The 17,371-nt window shown below is 63.6% G+C and carries 16 protein-coding genes, 4 pseudogenes and 1 other annotated feature; of the genes and pseudogenes, 15 read left to right on the top strand and 5 right to left on the bottom strand.

What is annotated here, in order from left to right; all coding sequences use genetic code 11:
* Positions 1–29: 29 nt before the first annotated feature.
* The 4 genes and pseudogenes from J2S59_RS17320 to J2S59_RS17305 form a co-directional block, all read left to right on the top strand.
* Positions 30–413 carry a helix-turn-helix domain-containing protein gene (locus tag J2S59_RS17320; protein WP_306825335.1) on the top strand — a complete coding sequence of 128 codons (384 nt, stop codon included), beginning with the start codon at positions 30–32 and terminating at the stop codon, positions 411–413.
* 37 nt (positions 414–450) lie between these two features.
* Positions 451–858: a transposase gene (locus J2S59_RS17315; protein ID WP_292606269.1), complete on the top strand. Its 408-nt coding sequence runs from the start codon at positions 451–453 to the stop codon at positions 856–858.
* On the top strand, positions 855–1,856 hold the full coding sequence (locus J2S59_RS17310) for an IS3 family transposase (RefSeq protein ID WP_068124538.1): 1,002 nt from the start codon (positions 855–857) through the stop codon (positions 1,854–1,856). Before J2S59_RS17315 ends, J2S59_RS17310 begins: the two co-directional genes overlap by 4 nt.
* 37 nt (positions 1,857–1,893) lie before the next feature.
* A pseudogene (locus J2S59_RS17305) lies at positions 1,894–2,307 on the top strand (IS630 family transposase); the annotation flags it as partial.
* A gap of 147 nt (positions 2,308–2,454) precedes the next feature.
* Here the strand turns inward: J2S59_RS17305 and J2S59_RS17300 are convergent.
* Positions 2,455–3,802, bottom strand: a pseudogene (locus J2S59_RS17300) (IS1380 family transposase).
* A 172-nt stretch (positions 3,803–3,974) separates the two neighbouring features.
* Between J2S59_RS17300 and J2S59_RS20385 the strand changes: the two are divergent.
* The 7 genes from J2S59_RS20385 to J2S59_RS17270 all read left to right on the top strand — a co-directional run bounded on the left by J2S59_RS20385 (position 3,975) and on the right by J2S59_RS17270 (position 9,623).
* Positions 3,975–4,631, top strand: a complete 657-nt coding sequence (locus J2S59_RS20385) for an IclR family transcriptional regulator (protein WP_368668667.1) — start codon at positions 3,975–3,977, stop codon at positions 4,629–4,631.
* Positions 4,621–5,538 (top strand): LysR family transcriptional regulator, encoded by a 918-nt coding sequence (locus J2S59_RS17295; RefSeq protein WP_181641504.1) that lies wholly within the window; start codon positions 4,621–4,623, stop codon positions 5,536–5,538. Before J2S59_RS20385 ends, J2S59_RS17295 begins: the two co-directional genes overlap by 11 nt.
* 567 nt (positions 5,539–6,105) lie before the next feature.
* Positions 6,106–6,534: a transposase gene (locus tag J2S59_RS20380; RefSeq protein WP_370871547.1), complete on the top strand. Its 429-nt coding sequence runs from the start codon at positions 6,106–6,108 to the stop codon at positions 6,532–6,534.
* Complete coding sequence (locus tag J2S59_RS17285) at positions 6,417–7,499, top strand: IS30 family transposase (protein ID WP_442417834.1); 1,083 nt, start codon at positions 6,417–6,419, stop codon at positions 7,497–7,499. The genes J2S59_RS20380 and J2S59_RS17285 overlap by 118 nt, the downstream gene beginning before the upstream one ends.
* A 25-nt stretch (positions 7,500–7,524) precedes the next feature.
* Positions 7,525–7,674 (top strand) — a sequence feature (AL1L pseudoknot).
* Positions 7,570–7,710, top strand: coding sequence for a hypothetical protein (locus tag J2S59_RS17280; protein WP_181642420.1), 141 nt, complete (start codon positions 7,570–7,572; stop codon positions 7,708–7,710). (Overlaps the previous feature by 105 nt.)
* A 9-nt stretch (positions 7,711–7,719) precedes the next feature.
* Complete coding sequence (locus tag J2S59_RS17275) at positions 7,720–8,541, top strand: IS3 family transposase (protein ID WP_181642421.1); 822 nt, start codon at positions 7,720–7,722, stop codon at positions 8,539–8,541.
* Between the two features lie 326 nt (positions 8,542–8,867).
* A complete protein-coding gene (locus J2S59_RS17270) occupies positions 8,868–9,623 on the top strand; it encodes an SDR family NAD(P)-dependent oxidoreductase (RefSeq protein WP_181642131.1) in 756 nt (251 codons plus the stop codon).
* A 363-nt stretch (positions 9,624–9,986) separates the two neighbouring features.
* Here J2S59_RS17270 and J2S59_RS20375 read toward each other — a convergent pair.
* From J2S59_RS20375 to J2S59_RS17255, 4 genes and pseudogenes are all read right to left on the bottom strand, one after another.
* Positions 9,987–10,157 (bottom strand): annotated as a pseudogene (locus tag J2S59_RS20375) (transposase); the annotation flags it as partial.
* Between the two features lie 19 nt (positions 10,158–10,176).
* The gene (locus J2S59_RS17265; protein ID WP_246360415.1) at positions 10,177–10,488 is read right to left on the bottom strand and encodes an integrase core domain-containing protein; all 312 of its coding nucleotides are present in this window, start codon (positions 10,486–10,488) and stop codon (positions 10,177–10,179) included.
* A 65-nt stretch (positions 10,489–10,553) separates the two neighbouring features.
* Positions 10,554–11,841: pseudogene (locus J2S59_RS17260) on the bottom strand (IS256 family transposase).
* Positions 11,842–11,897: 56 nt separating this feature from the next.
* Positions 11,898–12,350, bottom strand: a complete 453-nt coding sequence (locus tag J2S59_RS17255) for a helix-turn-helix domain-containing protein (RefSeq protein ID WP_306825334.1) — start codon at positions 12,348–12,350, stop codon at positions 11,898–11,900.
* 432 nt (positions 12,351–12,782) lie between these two features.
* Between J2S59_RS17255 and J2S59_RS17245 the strand changes: the two genes are divergently transcribed.
* The 4 genes from J2S59_RS17245 (at position 12,783) to J2S59_RS17230 (ending at position 17,370) form a co-directional block, all read left to right on the top strand.
* Positions 12,783–13,865, top strand: coding sequence for an SDR family NAD(P)-dependent oxidoreductase (locus tag J2S59_RS17245; protein WP_220138375.1), 1,083 nt, complete (start codon positions 12,783–12,785; stop codon positions 13,863–13,865).
* A 39-nt stretch (positions 13,866–13,904) separates the two neighbouring features.
* Positions 13,905–14,873, top strand: a complete 969-nt coding sequence (locus tag J2S59_RS17240; RefSeq protein WP_181641745.1) for an alpha/beta fold hydrolase — start codon at positions 13,905–13,907, stop codon at positions 14,871–14,873.
* A complete protein-coding gene (locus J2S59_RS17235; protein WP_068119516.1) occupies positions 14,873–15,709 on the top strand; it encodes a DODA-type extradiol aromatic ring-opening family dioxygenase in 837 nt (278 codons plus the stop codon). The genes J2S59_RS17240 and J2S59_RS17235 overlap by 1 nt, the downstream gene beginning before the upstream one ends.
* 311 nt (positions 15,710–16,020) lie before the next feature.
* Positions 16,021–17,370 carry an aromatic ring-hydroxylating oxygenase subunit alpha gene (locus tag J2S59_RS17230; RefSeq protein WP_068119504.1) on the top strand — a complete coding sequence of 450 codons (1,350 nt, stop codon included), beginning with the start codon at positions 16,021–16,023 and terminating at the stop codon, positions 17,368–17,370.
* Position 17,371: the final 1 nt, after the last annotated feature.

Raw genomic sequence — 17,371 nt, 5'->3', positions numbered from 1 at the left:
CGCAAATAGATATATAGTGAGGTTCTGCCATGGGGTATGACCTCTGCTGCAGCTCCGTGCCGGTGACGCCGGCCCAGCGTGAAGTCCTGGATCGAGTCGCCCGCTCTGCGACCGCGGCCCATCGCGAGGTGGTGCGGGCACGCGTCTTGCTCGATGCATCCGACGGTGTTGCGAACACGGTCATAGCGGATCGTCACGGTGTGACAGCGGTGACGGTCCGCGTCTGGCGCAAGGCGTTCGCTGCCGAGAGTCTGACGGGCTGGGGCAAGGTCAAGCCCGGTCGGGGCCGCAAGCCGACACTCTCCGAGGAGAAGGTCGCCGAGATCGTGGAGCTGACCACGAAGACCACGCCACCGGGCCACACCCACTGGTCGTGCCCTGTGCGTCAGGCTGAGGTGAGACACCACTTCTGAGTTCCTTCCCTGCACGGGGCGAGAAGCGAGACACCTGATGACCATGACGTTGGCCGATACGACGGCGTTCGATGATGGGGTGGTGACCCCGAGAGCTGACCGTCCGAAGCGACGCACGTTCACCGCGGAGTACAAGGCGAGGATCCTGGCCGAGTACGACGCCGCCGACCACGGCGAGCGGGGCGCGATCTTGCGCCGGGAGGGCCTGTACTCCTCCCATATGGTCGACTGGCGCAAGGCCGCCCGGGCGGGCGCAAGCTCCGCGCTTGGACCCAAGTCACGTGACCGGCGGGACCGGGAGATCGAGCAACTGCGGGCGCGTGCGGAGAAGGCCGAGGCCGAGCTGGCCCGGACGCAGGCCGCGTTGGACCTGGTGGGAAAAGCACACGCGCTCTTGGAGACGCTCTCCGAGAGCACGGGCACGCCGAAGCCGCCGCAGCGGTGATCAACCCTGCCGTCGACGAGCTCGCCGTCCACACGAGCGTGAAGCAGGCGTGCGACCTGTTGGGACGTGCGCGGGGTAGCCACTATCGCGCCCAGCGGCCCAGGGTGCATGGCCCGGCACCGAAGCGGCCCACGCCACCGAACGCGCTCACTGTCGCCGAACAGGAGCAGGTGCTCGCGGCGTTGACCAGCGAGCGGTTCTGCGACAAGTCGGTGGCGCAGACGTGGGCCACCCTGCTGGACGAGGGCACCTACTGGTGCTCGATGTCCACGATGCACCGGCTGCTGCGTGCCTGCGGCGCGGCCGGTGAACGTCGCCGGCAAGCCGTCCATCCGGCGAAGAAGAAGCCCGAGCTGCTCGCCACCGGGCCCGGGCAGATCTGGTCGTGGGACATCACCAAGCTCCGCGGTCCCGGCCGCGGGGTCTGGTTCCAGCTCTACGTCGTGCTCGACATCTTCTCCCGCTACGTCGTGGCCTGGACCGTCCAGAACGCTGAGGACTCCGAGATCGCCAAGACCATGCTCGAGGAGGCGATGGGCGACCACGGGATCCCTGAGGCGGTCCATGCCGACCGGGGCACCTCGATGACCTCCAAACCCGTCGCGCAGTTGCTGCTCGACCTGGGTGTCGACCGGTCTCATTCCCGACCGAGAGTGTCGAACGACAACCCGTTCAGCGAGTCGGCGTTCAAGACGCTGAAGTACGCGCCTGTCTTCCCCGACGCGTTTGGGTCGCTGGCCGACGCGAGGGCGTTCTGTGAGGCCTTCTTCACCTACTACAACCACGAGCACCGCCATTCCGGGATCGGGCTGCACACCCCTGCGTCGGTCCACCACGGCACCGCCGCCGAGATCCGCGTCCAGCGTCAGGCCACCCTCGACGCCGCGCATGCCGCTCACCCCGAACGATTCGGCAACCGCCGACCCCAGGCGCCGAAGCTGCCCAAGGCCGCCTGGATCAACCAGCCCTCACCGGAGGCCCTCATACAGACCGCGTAACGAGACGTGTCTCAGACTGCTTGACATCTTCCGGTGTCGCACGATGGCCGAGCGAGTCGGAGTCAGTAAGGACACCGTCCAACGGATCTGGTCCGAACTGGGTCTACAGCCATACCGGGTCGACACGTTCAAGGTCAGCAACGACCCGCAGTTCACCGAGAAGCTCATCGACGTGGTCGGGCTCTACTTGAACCCGCCGGAGCAGGCAGTGGTGCTCTGCATGAACGAGAAGTCCCAGATCCAGGCACTGGACCGCACCCAGGCGTCCTTGCCGATGACACCGGGCCCGGCCGGCACCATGACCCATGACTACAAGCGCAGCGGCACCACCACCTTGTTCGCCGCGCTCGATGTGCTCACCGCCAAGGTGATCGGCCAGTGCCTGCCCCGACACCGGCACGAGGAGTTCCTGAAGTTCCTCAAGACCATCGACCGCGAGGTTCCCCGCGGGCTTCAGCCCGGATCCACCATCGTTGATTCGTGAGTGGTTGATTCTGCGGATCGCGGCGGGACCCGGCTCGTGGGCGTGGCTGGCCTGCCGGTCGGTGCCGGCTCTTCCACTTCGAGGTCCTCGGTCGCGCCTGCTGGGGCTGGGTGGTCAGGTCGTCGCGGTGGGTGGTGGGCCGGCGGCGAGGGCGTGCAGGGTCTCCCAGCCGTGGGCCCAGGGCCAATGGATCGGCAGGTGCAAGTCGAGTCGGCGGGCGGTGGAAGCGAGCCGGCTGGGGACTCTGATGATCCTGCGGCGCAGGGTGGCCCATCTGGCCTTGGCCAGGTCGCGGCGACGGCGGCGGCGCGGGCCATGTTGAACGCGATCACTGCCAGGGAGACCCAGGCGGCGTTGGCTGCGTAAGACCCGGACGGAGGTGTGCCAGGGCGTTGCCTTTGAGTTCGGCGATGACCTGCTCGACGATTGCGTGGTCACGGTGCCGCTGATCGGCCTCGACCATGCCGAGTGTGCTGTTGGTGATGAACGCGTGGTGTCGGTAGGCCGCGAAGAGCTCGCCTTGGGCGGTGCCATCCGATGCCAGCCGCTGGAGCTTCTTGACCCGGCGCACGATCAGCCGGCAGGTCACCTGCTCGGCTTTGCGGCGTCCGGTGAAGGCAGTGAAGGGCACTTCGGCGACCTCGGCATCAGAGATCCAGCGTTGTTCGGCTTCCTCCCAGATCGCGTGGGGGTACTTGATCGGCACCCACTCGTCCTCGGTGATGCTGGCGATCGCCGCGGTGACGGTCTTGGTCATCCGGGCGGTAAACCAGGTATTGGCGCGGATTGCGGTGCCGACGAACGCCCACCCGTAGTAGGCCGAGTCAACCCGGCACAGGACCCGACCCTCCACGCCCGCGGCCCGGGCGGTGCTGATGGCCTGGGCCAGCATCCGGCCTGCGCCCTTGGCAGATGCCGTGCTGCCCTTGCGGAGCCGAGCCCGGGCGATGACCGGCGCGGCCAGCGGCGTAGAGACGACGGCGAGCTGGATGTTCAGCCCCCGCACCCCGGTGTAGCCGTAGGCAGCAGCCTGCTTGGCATAGCCGTGCACCTCGCGGATGGTGTCGTCGACATCGATGCACGCGAACCCCCCGACGTGATCGCCACCAGAAAGCAGAGCGGGTACCCGCCCGGTCAGGCCCGCGAGGAGATCACCGCCGATGGCGTGGGCTGCTGCACATGCCCGTGGGTGAACGAGCGCAGGAATGTGCCCAACGTCGAGGGCGCCCGCACCCCGGCGAACAGCCGCGGCATCCCGCCGTGCCGCAACAAGTCGAGGTCATCGATGCTGTCCGCGCCGGCGAGCATCCCCCACCGATCACGCTGGTCGCCTTGGCTGCCGCGTTGGGCGAGGCGACGCTCAGCCGCTCCTCGAGGAGGTCGTACAGTCCGGCCGACTCGGCACCACCAGCACCAGACCCGCGTCCGACACCACGTTCGGGTCATCGAAAACGGGCCGGATCGTGTGAGAGGCTTTTACTTACGAGATGTCCCTTGCTCGGCAGCAGATCGGTCCTTAAGCAAGCCCGATTCTCCCGCCCAGCAAGGGCATTCTCGTTCTACGCCACGCTCACACCGGCACCCTCATCGGTGGATCAGGGCTGAGCGAGGAGGTCATCCCGGCTGTCGGGAGAATGCGAAGCTGCGGCGCGCGAGCTTTGAGTGTCATTGACCGGATGGACGTTCGCGGTACATTAAGGCCGGTGCTCGAAGGATTGCACGCCGAATTCCAAGAGACAGTGCACTTGGGACGTTTGGGAGGGAGTACCGTGCATTTCATCGAGGGCACGAGGGCGGTACGGGTGGGGTCCCGGGCCGGATGGTCACTGCCAGCCCACGCCATGTCCACCGGCCAACGAATGCTCAGCAAGCTCGACCCCGATGCGCTTCGCAGTGTGTATCCGCACGAGGCCCTTGAGGCCGTCACTCAGCGGTCCCTAACCGGCAGGTCACAACTGAAGGAAGCGTTCGCGTCGGGGTGCAGGGACGCGTTTGCCACCAGCAATGGGGAGAGCGAAGAGGGCGTGATGTCTGTCGCGGTCGCCGCCTACGGGGTAGGTGGAGATCTACACGCAATCAACGTCTCGGTACCGAAGCACCGGATGACCAACGATCTGCGCACGCAGATCGTTGACAGCGCGTTGAGGGCAGGCCATGAGCTAGACGGACTCAAGATATGGGGCCACGGAGCCAGAGCGAGCAGTCAAGCCCTGTGCGTGAGAAAACAATGCTGCGTGGACCAGTTGGAACCGTCACCGCCGCAGTTCATGCGGAGTCTCGATGGAGCTTAGGCAGCTTCAATACTTCATCGCGGTGGCCCGCGAGGGCACATTCCTCGGTGCGGCAGCCAATGCTGGCGTGGCGCAGCCGACACTTTGGCGTCAGGTTCGAGCACTCGAGCGCGAACTCGGCGTGACGCTTTTCGAGCGGACGGGGCGCAGCGTGCGCATCACTAGCGCCGGGACGCAGCTTCTTCCTCATGCCAGCAAGCTGCTGGCCCAAGCAAGTTCGCTACATGCGTTGGGCTCGAGCCTGTCCAAGGGTCAGGCGGGCGTGGTGACGATGTCATGTGCCCACCCGCATGTGCAGCGGTTTCTCGCACCGCTCATCGGAAGTTTTCACAGCGAGGAACCGAATGTCCATGTCGCCCTCCACGAGTCCGCTGACCTACCTCAGATAGATCGGGTTCTGACCGGCGAATCCGACTTCGTCACCACCCTCCTCCGGACGGAAAATGGGCTCGATGGGTGCCTGCTAGGCGTAGTGAGACTCGTCCTAGTCGTTCCGGACGATCACCCGTGGCGCCACAAGAACTCCATCACAACGGCTGAGCTCCAGGGCCAGCCGATTCTCACAGGCCGGCCCGGAGGGTTGACGCGCCACCTCCTGGAGCCGGCGCTGGTGACGGGTGGGATCAAGGTCAACTATGTGCTCGAATCGGCCAATGCCACGTCAGTGGTGGCGATGGCGCGGGAAGGTCTTGGTATCGGCGTGCTGGCCGATGACAACCTCCAACCGCATCCCAATGCTCCGTGGCCAGTTCTTCTTGACGAAGCACACTCGATGGCAGCCCAAGTCTGGGTGTACTGGAGCAGTGAGCATGCGCTAACTGCGGCTGCGCGGGGCTTCGCACGACACCTCCAACAGTCCACCGGTGTGAACACCCGAGGCAGTGAGGAGTTTCTGAGTTCGCGATAGAGATCCGCGGTGAATCAACAACATCGCCGGGTCCTGCGGTGGTCGTATCTTCTCGTTGCGCTCGGTGCCTGGCAAGGCGCCGCAGCCGGGCTTGCTCGAGCCCTGCTTCGCGGACCTTGCGGATGGCTTCTCCCCGCCTTCGCGCTCGTCGTCGGGGGTGACGTAACCGATGCGGTTCCCTCCGGACCCTACAGGCATCGACAATAGGGATTGCAACGTCAGAAAAGCGGAAGAAGTACGACCGGGAGTTGCGCGAGGGAACTGTTCGGATCGTCTAAGAGACCGGGGGCAGTCCCAGGACGCTTCTATGTGCTGTCAAGCCGCCGAAGGCGGGCAGTTCGGCAGCAGCGGCGGCGTTGCGGGTTCGGTGTCGATAGATCTGGCGGGTGGTGTAGCGCTTGAGGCAGCGTCGGATCTCTCGGCCCGTGAATCGCCCGGGTCTGATGGAGGCTCTCAATCCAGTGAAGGATGAGAGTCATGGCAGCACCGAGGAAAGTACAGCGCTGAGCTCCAGCAGCGGTCGACGCGGATGGCGTTGGACGCCCGGAAGGACCTTCTCATGGCGCGATCAAGCGGGTCGCCGATCAGCTCGGGGTCCATCCCGAGGCGCTAAGGAACTGGGTCCGGCAGGCCGAGATCGACGGGGGCGTTCGGCCGGGCACGACGACTGATGACGCAACCAGGCTGGCTGAGCTTGAGCGCGAGGTCCGGGAGCTGCGTCGGGCCAACGAGATGGCGGATTCAAGCGGTCAGCGCAACGAGTCCTGTGAGATGAGGCAGTCACTGATCACAGGAGGATCCGGATGCAGGGCAAGCACGGTCATCTCAGCCGGGAGCAGAAGCAGCTCGCGCTCAGGCTTCACGCGAAGGGCTGGCGGCTGGTCGACATCGCCAAGGAGATCGGCTGCAGTGCGCCGATGGTCGGCATCATGGCCCGCACCGGCAGGCACGTCGATGCCAAGCCGTTCGGCTGGGAACCACGTCAGGGCTGCCTGACGATTGACGAGCGCGAGCAGATCCTGCTGGGGATCAATCGTGGCGACACCTTCACCGCGATCGCCGAGCAACTGGGCCGCGCGGTGTCGACCGTCAGCCGTGAGGTGAAGCGCGGCGGCGGTCGCTGCGGCTACTCGGCCTGGCATGCGCACGAACGCGCCCGCGAGCAAGCACGCCGCCCGAAGCCATTCAAGCTCGCGACGGGCCGGCTGCTTGAGGAGGTCACCAGTCGGCTCGAGCAACTGTGGTCGCCCGAGGAGATCGCGGCGCGCCTACGGTTGGATCACGCCGATGATCCGGAGATGCGCGTGAGCCACGAGACGATCTACCAGTCGCTGTTCGTGCAAGGCCGGGGCGAGCTGCGCCGCGAGCTGGCGCGGTGTCTGCGGTCCGGACGAGCTGCACGCAGGCCTCGCGGAACCACTGACGGCCGCGGCCGCATCCCCGGCATGGTGATGCTCAGCGAGCGCCCCGCAGAAGCCGACGACCGCGCTGTTCCTGGGCACTGGGAAGGCGATCTCATCCTCGGCCAGGGCAGCCGCAGCGCCGTCGGCACGCTCGTTGAGCGCTCGACGCGAATGACGCTGCTGCTGCACCTGCCCGACGGCAAAAGCGCCGAGCAGGTCGAGGCCGCGATGCGCGCCGCGATCAGCAAGCTGCCGTCCTCATTGGCCCGGACGATCACCTGGGACCAAGGCGCGGAGATGTCCAAGCACGCCGCGTTCACCACGGCCACGGGCATTCCGATCTACTTCTGCGATCCCCACTCGCCCTGGCAGCGCGGGAGCAACGAGAACACCAACGGTCTGCTGCGCCAGTACCTGCCCAAGGGCACCGACTTGAGCGTCGTCAGCCGCGAGAAGTTGGACGCGATCCAAGACAGCCTCAACGGACGCCCACGCAAGACGCTGGGCTATCTGACACCATCAGAGAAGCTCGCAGAGTTCCTTGCGCCCACCGCTTGAATCCGCCGATCTTGAAGACCAGTGCTGCTTTTTTCGCGGCCGCGGAGCTCGACCGCAAGATCAAGTAGAGGTGCCCACCGCGGTGCTGGTCGACTACATCGACCAGCAGCGCGCCCGGTTCGGGGTCGAGCCGATCTGCGCGGTCCTCAAGGACGCTGGCGTGCAGATCGCCCCGAGCACCTACTACGCCGCCAAGACAAGGTCACCGTGAGCACGAAGCGTGCGTGACGCCGAGCTGGTCGCCGACATCAAGGTCGCCCACCGGGCCCACCTCGGGGTCTACGGCGCCCGCAAGGTCCACGCCGAGCTCAACCGCGAAGGCGTCCGGGTCGCTCGCTGCACCGTCGAGCGATTGATGCGCGCCGAGGGTCTGCGCGGGATCCCGCGGGAGAGGACCCGCAAGACCACCATCGGCGACGGCGCGGAGCCCGAACGGCCCGAGGACCTGGTCAATCGCAAGCTCGTCGCCACCGCACCGAACCAGCTGTGGGTGGCCGACCTGACCTACGTCAGGACGCACGCCGGGTGGACCTACGTCGCGTTCGTCCTGGACGTCTTCTCTAAGATGGTGGGCTGGCAGGTGTCGACCTCGCTGCGCACCGATCTGGCCTTGGATGCACTCGACATGGGCTTGTGGGCACGACAGCGCGCCGGCCAGGACGTCACCGGCCTGACCCATCACAGCGACCGCGGAGTCCAGTATCGAGCGATTCGCTACACCGAGCGGCTCGCCGAAGCAGAGGCCGTGTTGTCCGTCGGATCGAAGGGCGACAGCTACGACAATGCGATGGCCGAGGCGCTGAACTCGCTGTTCAAGGCCGAGTTCATCCGCAACCCGGTCATGCGCCCCAAGGGTGGCTGGAAGTCCGTGATAGACGTCGAGATCGCCGTCGCCGAGTACGTCGACTGGTACAACCACAGGCGCCTGCACGGCGAGATCGGACTCGTCCCACCGGCTGAGTACGAGACCAACCACTGGGCGGCCCCAGCCATCAGCCCCTACCGTGAGAACCCGGTCCTCACCGAGGTCGGATCCAACTAACCGAGCCTCCACGAAACCCGGGGCGATTCACCTCAACAAGTCCAACCGCCCAACAACTTCAAATCCGCGCCACTCGGACCCGGCACGCGAGCACGGCACGGCCGGGCTCGAGCCGTTGGCCGCTGACTTCGAGCACCCCTACACCGACATCTGCGCAGAGTCCAAAACGTGATCTGAATAAATTCAATCCATTTCTGTCGATGGCCGAACTGGTGCATTTCAGGTATCTTCCTCCCCAGCCATTCGCCCGAATGGCGTAGGCGGTCAACGAGTTGCTGTCGCCGCCGATTGGTGCTCCGGGGGACTGGAGGAAAGTGAAGGAAAATATGAACAGGCTCGCTGACAAGGTCGCCGTTATCACAGGCTCGGCATCGGGACAGGGGAGGGCGGCTGCATTGCGGTTCGCTCGCGAGGGCGCAAACGTCATTGTCGCTGATTTCGACGAGGAGGGTGGGCGCCTCGTTGCCCAGGAAATTGTTGACGATGGCGGAAATGCATCTTTTCGCAGGGTCGACGTCACCTCAGAAGGCGACGTGGCAGAACTGATCCAGTATACCGTCGATGCTCATGCTCAAATCGACATCATGTACAACAATGCCGGCCTCGTCCGAATGGCCCCAATCGCTGACTTGCCAACCGCCGACTGGGACTTCACCGTATTGTTCGAGCTTACGCAGGTCTACTACGGCTGCAAGTATGCTCTACGCGAAATGAAGCGGCGCGGATCCGGAGTCATTGTCAACACAGCTTCTACATCGGGACTAGTTGGTATTCCGACACATGGACCGCATGCGGCCACCAAAGCGGGCGTAATCGGGCTCACTCGCTCAATCGCCGTCGATTATGGTGCGGACGGAATCCGCTGCAACGCTATAGCACCGGGGTTCGTTCCATTCACCAAACAAACCGCGTATCTGTCAAACGACTCTTCTTTTATCGACATGATGGTTGCAGTCCAGCCCCTAAAACGGCCAGGAACTCCCGACGATGTGGCCTCCGCCGCCCTCTTCCTTGCCTCAGACGAAGCCTCGTGGATAACCGGACAGGTTCTGGCCGTTGATGGCGGGCATACGGCAATGTAGTCATGAGCGATCTTCGATCTGCCGCGTGATGGTGGCCTGACGTTGCTGCTCCTGGCCCTGTAGAAGGCTGGGTCTTCGCAACGCATTCATCAGACAGGACTATCGGCGTGTCCCAAGCCTGCGGCTGGCTCGGCCCCAACGCCCGGGACGGTGGCGGTCAGCTGGCTCATCACAGATGAGCAGTTCGGCGCCGCCTTCGGGGCGCACCGTGGGTCCGCATAGATTGTGGTGTGGGCGGTTGCGGGCTGCGGATCTCGGTTGGCTGCTGATCGTGTCCGTCGTGTCCGTCGTGGTCGACCCCGGTCACCTCTGGCGTCTGTGAGTCTGTGGATGAGCATGGTGGTGAAGGAATCCACGGATGGATCATGGATTAGTGGCTCTTTCGTACTTCCGGTGGGGGTGGGCGAGTCCGCCGCCGATGAGGAGCATCCTGAGTCGGTAGTTGTCGTAGTTGCGGAAGCCGCGTCCGACGCGGCGGTAGAGCTCGATGAGGCCGTTGACGGCTTCGGTGCCGCCGTTGTTTGTGGTTCCCCCCGAATCGTGGAGGGCTTCCCTATGCCGCTTCCCGGTCGGGGGCCGCGGTGTTCTCGTAGCTGACCGGGCTCATCATGCCTGCCGAGCTGTGCCGGCGCTCGTGGTTGTAGAACCCATAGCACCAGTCCAGCACGACGGCCTGAGCCTGTCGGGTGTTGGCGAACTCGTTGCGTGAGAGGACCTCCCATTCCAGCGAGCTGAAGAACGCCTCGACCACGGCGTTGTCGAAGCAGGACCCGCCCCGGCCCATCGACTGCCGGACCCCGAGTTGATGGCACAGCTTGGTGAACGCGTTCGCCGTGTGGGTCGAGCCTCTGTCGGTGTGAAACACGACCCGCTTTGCTTCGTCGGCGCGCCACCCGGGGAGCCTGTCAAGATTTCTGTGTAAGGGGCCGGTCATTTCAGGTGGGGGTTGATCCGGTCGGGGTAGGCCAGAGCGAGCTGCTCGAGGGCTTGCTTCCAGTTGGTGACGACCTGGCCCTCGCCGAGTCGGGGCTTGGCCTTGCGTTCGGCGGCGGGTTTGCCGCGTTCCTTCTCGCGCTCGCGTGCTCGCTTGTCTTCGATGTTGCAGATCGATAGCCACAGCAGCTTGATCACGGCGGTGTCGTTGGGGAACTGGCCACGGTTCTTGATGATCATGCGCAGCTGGTAGTTCAGCGACTCGATCGAGTTCGTCGTGTAGATCACCCGGCGAAGCTCGGGCGGGAAGGCCAGGAAGGGGATGAACCGCTCCCACTCGGCTTCCCAGGTCGCGACCGCGTGGGGGTACTTCTGACCCAGCGGCGTGGCCTTGAAGGCGTCGAACTCGACCCGGGCGGCGTCGGCGTCCGCGGCGGTGTAGATCGGCTTGAAGGCCTTCGCGATGGCCTTGCGGTCCTTGTAGTTCACGAACCGCATCGCGGCCCGGATCAGGTGCACGGTGCAGGTCTGCACGGTCGCTTGGGTCCAGGTCGCCTCGATCGCCTCGGCGAAACCGGTGAGCCCGTCGCAGCACACGATCAGCACGTCGCGGATGCCGCGGTTGGCCAGGTCGGCGCACACCCCTGCCCAGAACTTCGCGCCCTCGGTGGCCTGGATCCAGATGCCCAGGACGTGCTTGATGCCGTCCATGTCGACGCCGACGGCGATGTGCGCGGCCTTGTTGATGACGTGCGCGCCGTCGCGGACCTTGACGACCAGCGCGTCGAGGTAGATCACCGGGTACAGCGACTCCAGCGGCCTGCGTTGCCAGGCCAAGATCTCCTCGTCGATCTCGTCGGTGATCTTGCTGATCGTCTCGTGCGAGAGCTCGGTGCCGATCGTCGTGGCGAGGTGGTGCTGGATGTCGCGGAGCGTCATCCCGCCCGCGTAGAGGCTGATGATCATCTCGTCGAGTCCACCGAGGCGGCGTGAGCCCTTCGGGACCAGCCGCGGAATGAACGTCCGGTCCCGATCCCGCGGGACGTCCAACGGCACCTCGCCGACCTGGGAGGCCAGCGTCTTCGACGTGGCGCCGTTGCGGGAGTTGGCGAACAGCGACGCCTCGGCCGAGCCCTTCTCGTAGCCCAGATGGTCACTCAGCTCGGCTTGCAGACCACGTTCGAGAGCGGCCTTGATCAGACCGGGGATGAAGCGGCCGTCCCCGGTCAGTTCCAGATCGCCCGATCCGGGCGAAGATGTCGTCCAAGGCCCCGGAAGCCGCCATCTCGGCAGCGACGTCAGAGCCACGACGACCAGATTGTTCCTCGGTCACGAGATCCATCATGTTCCTTTCAGATGGACCGATCCCTTACACAGAAAATCTGACACCCCCTTGCGATACGAGACCTCGTCGACCCCGATCCGGTAGACCTCGTCGAGGCGGGCATCGTCGAACTGGTCGGCCACGACCCGACCCACGATGTTGGCCACCGCCTCCCACGAGCAGCGCAACAGCCGGGTGATCGCGGTTTGGTCCATCCGCTGGGCCAGCCACACCACCACGTCTTCGAAGTCACGAGTGAACCGAGCACCCGGCCGTGCCCAGGGCACGTCCTCGGTCCGAACACGGCCGCAGCGTCGGCACGACAGGCGACGGATCTCGGCCCGCAGGATCAGTTTGGCCGCACCGAGATCGAGCCCCCGCCACGACCGGGTCGACCGGTCGTAGACGGCCCGGGTGGACCAGCCGCACGGGCACCGCAGCCGCTTGGCGCGACGGACCAGGTCGACCACGATCCGCCTCCGGCGTGAAGGTCACCGCGGCGACATGGGCGCCAGCGATCGCGAGCATCTTGTTGAATGCAGTAGTGGCGCCCGCAACGCGAATCAGCCGAGAACCGGCCCATCCGGACCCACAGGAACCTGAGGAGTCCCCCAATGGGCTTGTCATTCTCTGCCACCGCTGAGGAGCCACCCGACGCGGTCGCCGTCATGGATCCGTTCCACGGCGTCCGTCTGGCCGGCGACGCGCTGGACCATTGGCGACTCAGGGTCCCGCCGCTGTGCGGTACCAGGCTCAAACTATTCACTGAAGAATAAAACCTATCGAATTTTGGCCATAGACGGATTCGCCCTGGATACGTAACGTGCGTCACACGCAGAAGAGTGGCCGTTGCCGCTGTGGCGACGAACCCAGATCGCTGGTGCCATTTGAGAGAGCAGAGGATGACCAACGTGGTAATGCCGGACGAGGGAGCTTCCATCCCCGCAAAGGAAGAACAGACCAAGATGCTGGACAGGGCATTTCGCGAGTGGGGAAGCGAGTTGTCAGGCCGGGTGGCAGTAGTCACCGGCGGCGCTCGCGGACTTGGCCGAACGATCGCGGAATGTCTGATGCGCTCGGGCGCCAAGGTGGTTGCGGTTGACAAGTCGTGGGAGGGCGCCGACGCGTTCCGCCAGGAGCTCGAAGCGAAGAATGGGCTAGCGGTCACGGTGGATATCACCGATGATGCTGCGCTGGATACCGCCTACGAGTTGGTGATGGCCCAATTCGGGACCGTTGACATCCTTATCAACAACGCTGCGCTAGTTTCCGAGACGCTCTTCTACCCTACGGGGCACAGAAACACCCTCGACACGACGGATGAAGACTGGCAGAAGATGTTCGACGTCAATCTTTTCGGGGCTCTCAAGGTAATCCGCCGGTTCATCGCGCCAATGAGGGCAAATGGTCGTGGGAGCATTCTGAATGTGGTCAGCAGTGGCGTCCTCTCCGTCTCTAGCGGTGGTGCGTTCTACGGCCTTCGCCCATGGACCGTGGAAATGCCGTACCAAGCCACCAAGGCGGCACTGACTGCGCTGACATTCTATCTAGCGGAGGAGGTCCGCACTGAAGGTATCGCGGTCAACGCCCTCATGCCCGGACATACTCGAACTTCATGGTTCGACGACACGGCCCGCGCATTCAATGACATTGATGTCGTCTACTTCATGAGGCCGGCGGTAGCCGAACACGTTCTTCCCTGCACCCTCTTCCTCGCTTCCCAAAATGCAGCTGGAGCCACGGGTCGCCTTTATTACGTACCGGAATGGAACTACGACTACGGGTACGGTGACTACTCGGCGTGGCTCGACCACGAACTGCCCGCTGACATGGAGGAAGGCTATGCGCGGCTAGAGGCCGCCATGCCGACATACGAGAGGTCGGGCGTCCCTCACCTTCCTTTCGACGCCCAGGGCGCCCTGTATGCCGCGGCCATGGCGAACATGGGTAGTCGGGAAGGATGGGCCGGCGGAAGTGCCCAGTAACGTCGCGGACCCTCTGGTCGAGGACCTGGGGGGAAACGGATGACCTCCAACGGGCCGGGGCAGTTGGCCGGTAGCGTCCTACAACGCGGACTCGACCAGGGGTCAACCGCACCTTCGTTCTGGGTCGAAATGCTAGGAACCGAAGTACAGTTCCGAACTGCTGACGGCCGGCGAACGCGCAGCATCGAGTCCGGACAGGGGGAAACCGTCGTCCTCCTGCACGGGATCAGTGGGCACGCCGAGACATGGGCACGCAATGTCGCCTATCTCGGGCAGTCCTTCCGCGTCCACGCGCTCGACATGTTGGGACATGGCTTCACCGACAAACCGCCGATCGAATATTCGATCCAGGCGCTGGGAGAGCATGTTCTAGGGTTCCTGGACGCGATTGGCGCTCAGCGCGCGCATGTCGTCGGTCAGTCGCTAGGGGGTTGGGTTGCCGGTTGGCTAGCTATCCACCACCCAGACAGGATCGCCTCGCTGGTCAGCGTCACCGGGGCCGGACTGCAATTGAATGAGGCCGGTGCAGCAATCACAGCAAGGGTGGGTCAAAAGGTAGGAGAGGCAACCATGCGGGCGGTGACGTCCCCGACTCTTGCGAGCGTTCGGACTCGACTGGAATGGCTCGTGCATGATCCAACCATCATCACCGACGAACTCGTGCAGACGCGTCTTCAGATGTACACGAGGCCAGACTTCCTTGCAATTGCTGACCAGCTCGTTACTTCCTTTACAACAGGGCCAGATCCGTTGGAGCTCCTCACATCTGAGCGCCTCTCAAGAATCGCCTGCCCAACTTTGGTGCTGTGGACGAAGCAAAATCCGACCATGCCATGGAGCGTAGGGAAGCGGGCGAGCGAAGTAATCCCTGGCGCAGCCTGGTACCTCATGGATCGCGCTGGACATTGGCCGCAGTTTGAGAAGCCGGCTGAGTTCAACGCGGTCCTCGGAGACTTCCTCGAGTCGGTCGTTGATCGAACCGGTGCGTGGTCAACTGGGGGAGCATGATGGGCCGGCTCATCGCCGGCTACGGCGTCTCTCACACCGCAATGATGATTCGGAAGAATCGCCTTGACAATCACGTTCACCAGTCCGTGCACAGAGCCTTCGCTCAGGTGCGAGAGGAGGTGGAGAAGCTCTCGCCGGACCTTCTCGTGGTGGTCGGCAGCGAACATCTCAAGTCGTTTGGCTACGATGCCTTCCCACAGATCTGCATTGGAATCGGGGACACCTGCGAAGGATGGGCGGACGGCGGCCTCGCGGCAGCTCGTCTGGACCTGGCCGGTGACTATGCCGGACAGTTGCTTTCCGCAGGTATAGACGCTGGATTCGACCTGGCGTTCTCCGTCAATCCGCGATTGGACCATGGCTTCATGGCGCCACTGGTCCTCATTCGTCCAGAGATGGACATACCTGTCGTCCCCATTTTTCAGAACGCCAGCACGGAACCATTGCCACCGTTGCGGCGGTCGGCTGAACTCGGCCGGCTCATCCGTGCCGTCACGGAGCAACGCCCAGACGAAGAGCGGGTGGTGATCATTGGCACGGGGGGGCTCTCCCACTGGGTCGGCACACCTCAGATGGGGCAGGTCAACTCTGAGTTCGACGAACTCTTTCTGGCGCGCGTGCGTGACGGGGACCTTGAAGGTGTGGTGGATATGACTATGTCCGACGTTGTAGCGCAGGGCGGAAACGGTGCACCAGAGATCCGAAACTGGGTGACGGTTATGTCCGCTCGGCAAGGGAAGGGGACGGTCCTTGCCTACGAAGCGGTGCGTGAGTGGGCGACTGGAATTGCGCTGGCGCGACTATTCCCGGAGGGCGTCGATGAACCTGCCACTTGACGAGTTGATCCGTAGCTTCCTGAGGGGGGAGCAACTTGGCGACGGGAACGTGGCGGGCAGCAACACCGACGTTCACCTCAGACCCAGCGATTCCACCGATATCGCTGCGATTCTTGGTGGAGATCTTCGCTACCTTCACGACCGCGGGTCGCATCCATTGCTCATCATGCAGTTGGCGGGAGTCCTGGGAATTGACGCGGCGACCCGACTTAATGAGGCTGCATCAGCCAACTCGCCCATTGAAGATGGTACTTCAATCGTTTGTTGACGTGCCGCCCTTCATTCACTACTCCTAAAGAGAAGGAACTGTCATGAAGAACATCGACGAAGTGCTTTCTGGCGTCGACTGGGAACAGGGACTGGTCAGTCCTGAGATACATTTTGATGAAGATGTATACCGCGCGGAGAGCGACAAGGTATTCAACAAGGCTTGGCTCGTGGTGGGTCACGAAGACATGGTTCCCAAGATAAACGACTATGTAACGAACTACATGGGCGACGTTCCCGTCGTGGTGACGCGTGACGGCCGCGGTGACGTTCACGTCCTCGTGAACCGCTGCTCACATCGCGGGAATCAGGTGTGCTTGTTCGACCGCGGTAACGCAAAGGGATTTACTTGCTCATATCATGGATGGAGCTTTGGTCTGGACGGCCAGTTGAATGGCGTCCCGATGGAACAGGCTCTCTATCATGGCAAGTTGGACAAATCCGCGCTGGGGCTGGAGACCGTCCCGAAAGTGGCGAACTTCCACGGACTCCTTTTCGCTTCATTCGACCCCGACGCGCCTTCCTTGGAGTCGTGGCTGGGCGAGGACGTCAGTTGGTGGCTAAAGAACTTCGTCCTCGCTGCTCCCCTCGGCGGTCTAGAGATGCTCCCGGGCTGGCACAGATATCGGTCCCCGGGCAACTGGAAGCTTGTGTCGGAGAACTTCATCGGAGACGACTATCACGTCTTTTCCGCGACCCACATCTCGTGGCTCGCGGTTATGCAGGAATTTGTCAGCAAGGGTATGGACGCGCCAATGGCGACCTATCCCGCCAACGCACAGAGCGTGTACGAGGGCGCCATTGGGGGAGCTGAAAACGCTCCCTTCGGCATGGGCATGGTGACCGTTGGTAGCGATGACCTCTTTCAGAGGGATCTCAGCGAGGCCAAGACACTCGGAACTGACGCGGTCGAGTGGATCCACCACCGGAAGCAACGCCTCGACGAAATCTCCAAGGATCTCGAGGGAGCCCCCTACAGTTTCATGAATGGCGGCCTCTTTCCGAACCTCGGGCTGATGGGTTTCTTCTCGCCAATGATTGGCCGCCAGTTCCTGATGTTTCACCCGCGTGGAGCGATAGAGCATGAAGTATGGCAGTGGAACATGGTCGAGCGAGAGGCGCCTCAGGTGGTTAAGGATCTAGCGATTCAACGGGCGCACCAAGGACAGCACATGGCGGGCATCGTCGCGCCGGACGACGTTGAGAACTTTGAGCGGATGGTGGAGGCCGGCAAGCCTACGCGCAACTGGGAACGTCCCTTCCACTACGGACTGCAGATGGGCCAGGAGGACGAAGGTCCAGCCGGGCTTCACGGAACTATGGGGCCGAATCCGAGCGAGTTCAACCAACGGCGGTTTTACCGCTTCTGGCTCCAGATGATGGAGAGGAAATGAT

It is taken from the genome of Nocardioides massiliensis, from assembly GCF_030811215.1.
In the GTDB taxonomy this organism is placed as follows: domain Bacteria; phylum Actinomycetota; class Actinomycetes; order Propionibacteriales; family Nocardioidaceae; genus Nocardioides_A; species Nocardioides_A massiliensis.
The sequence above is the reverse complement of the archived record's forward strand: the minus strand, read 5'-3'. Positions and strand labels throughout refer to the sequence as shown.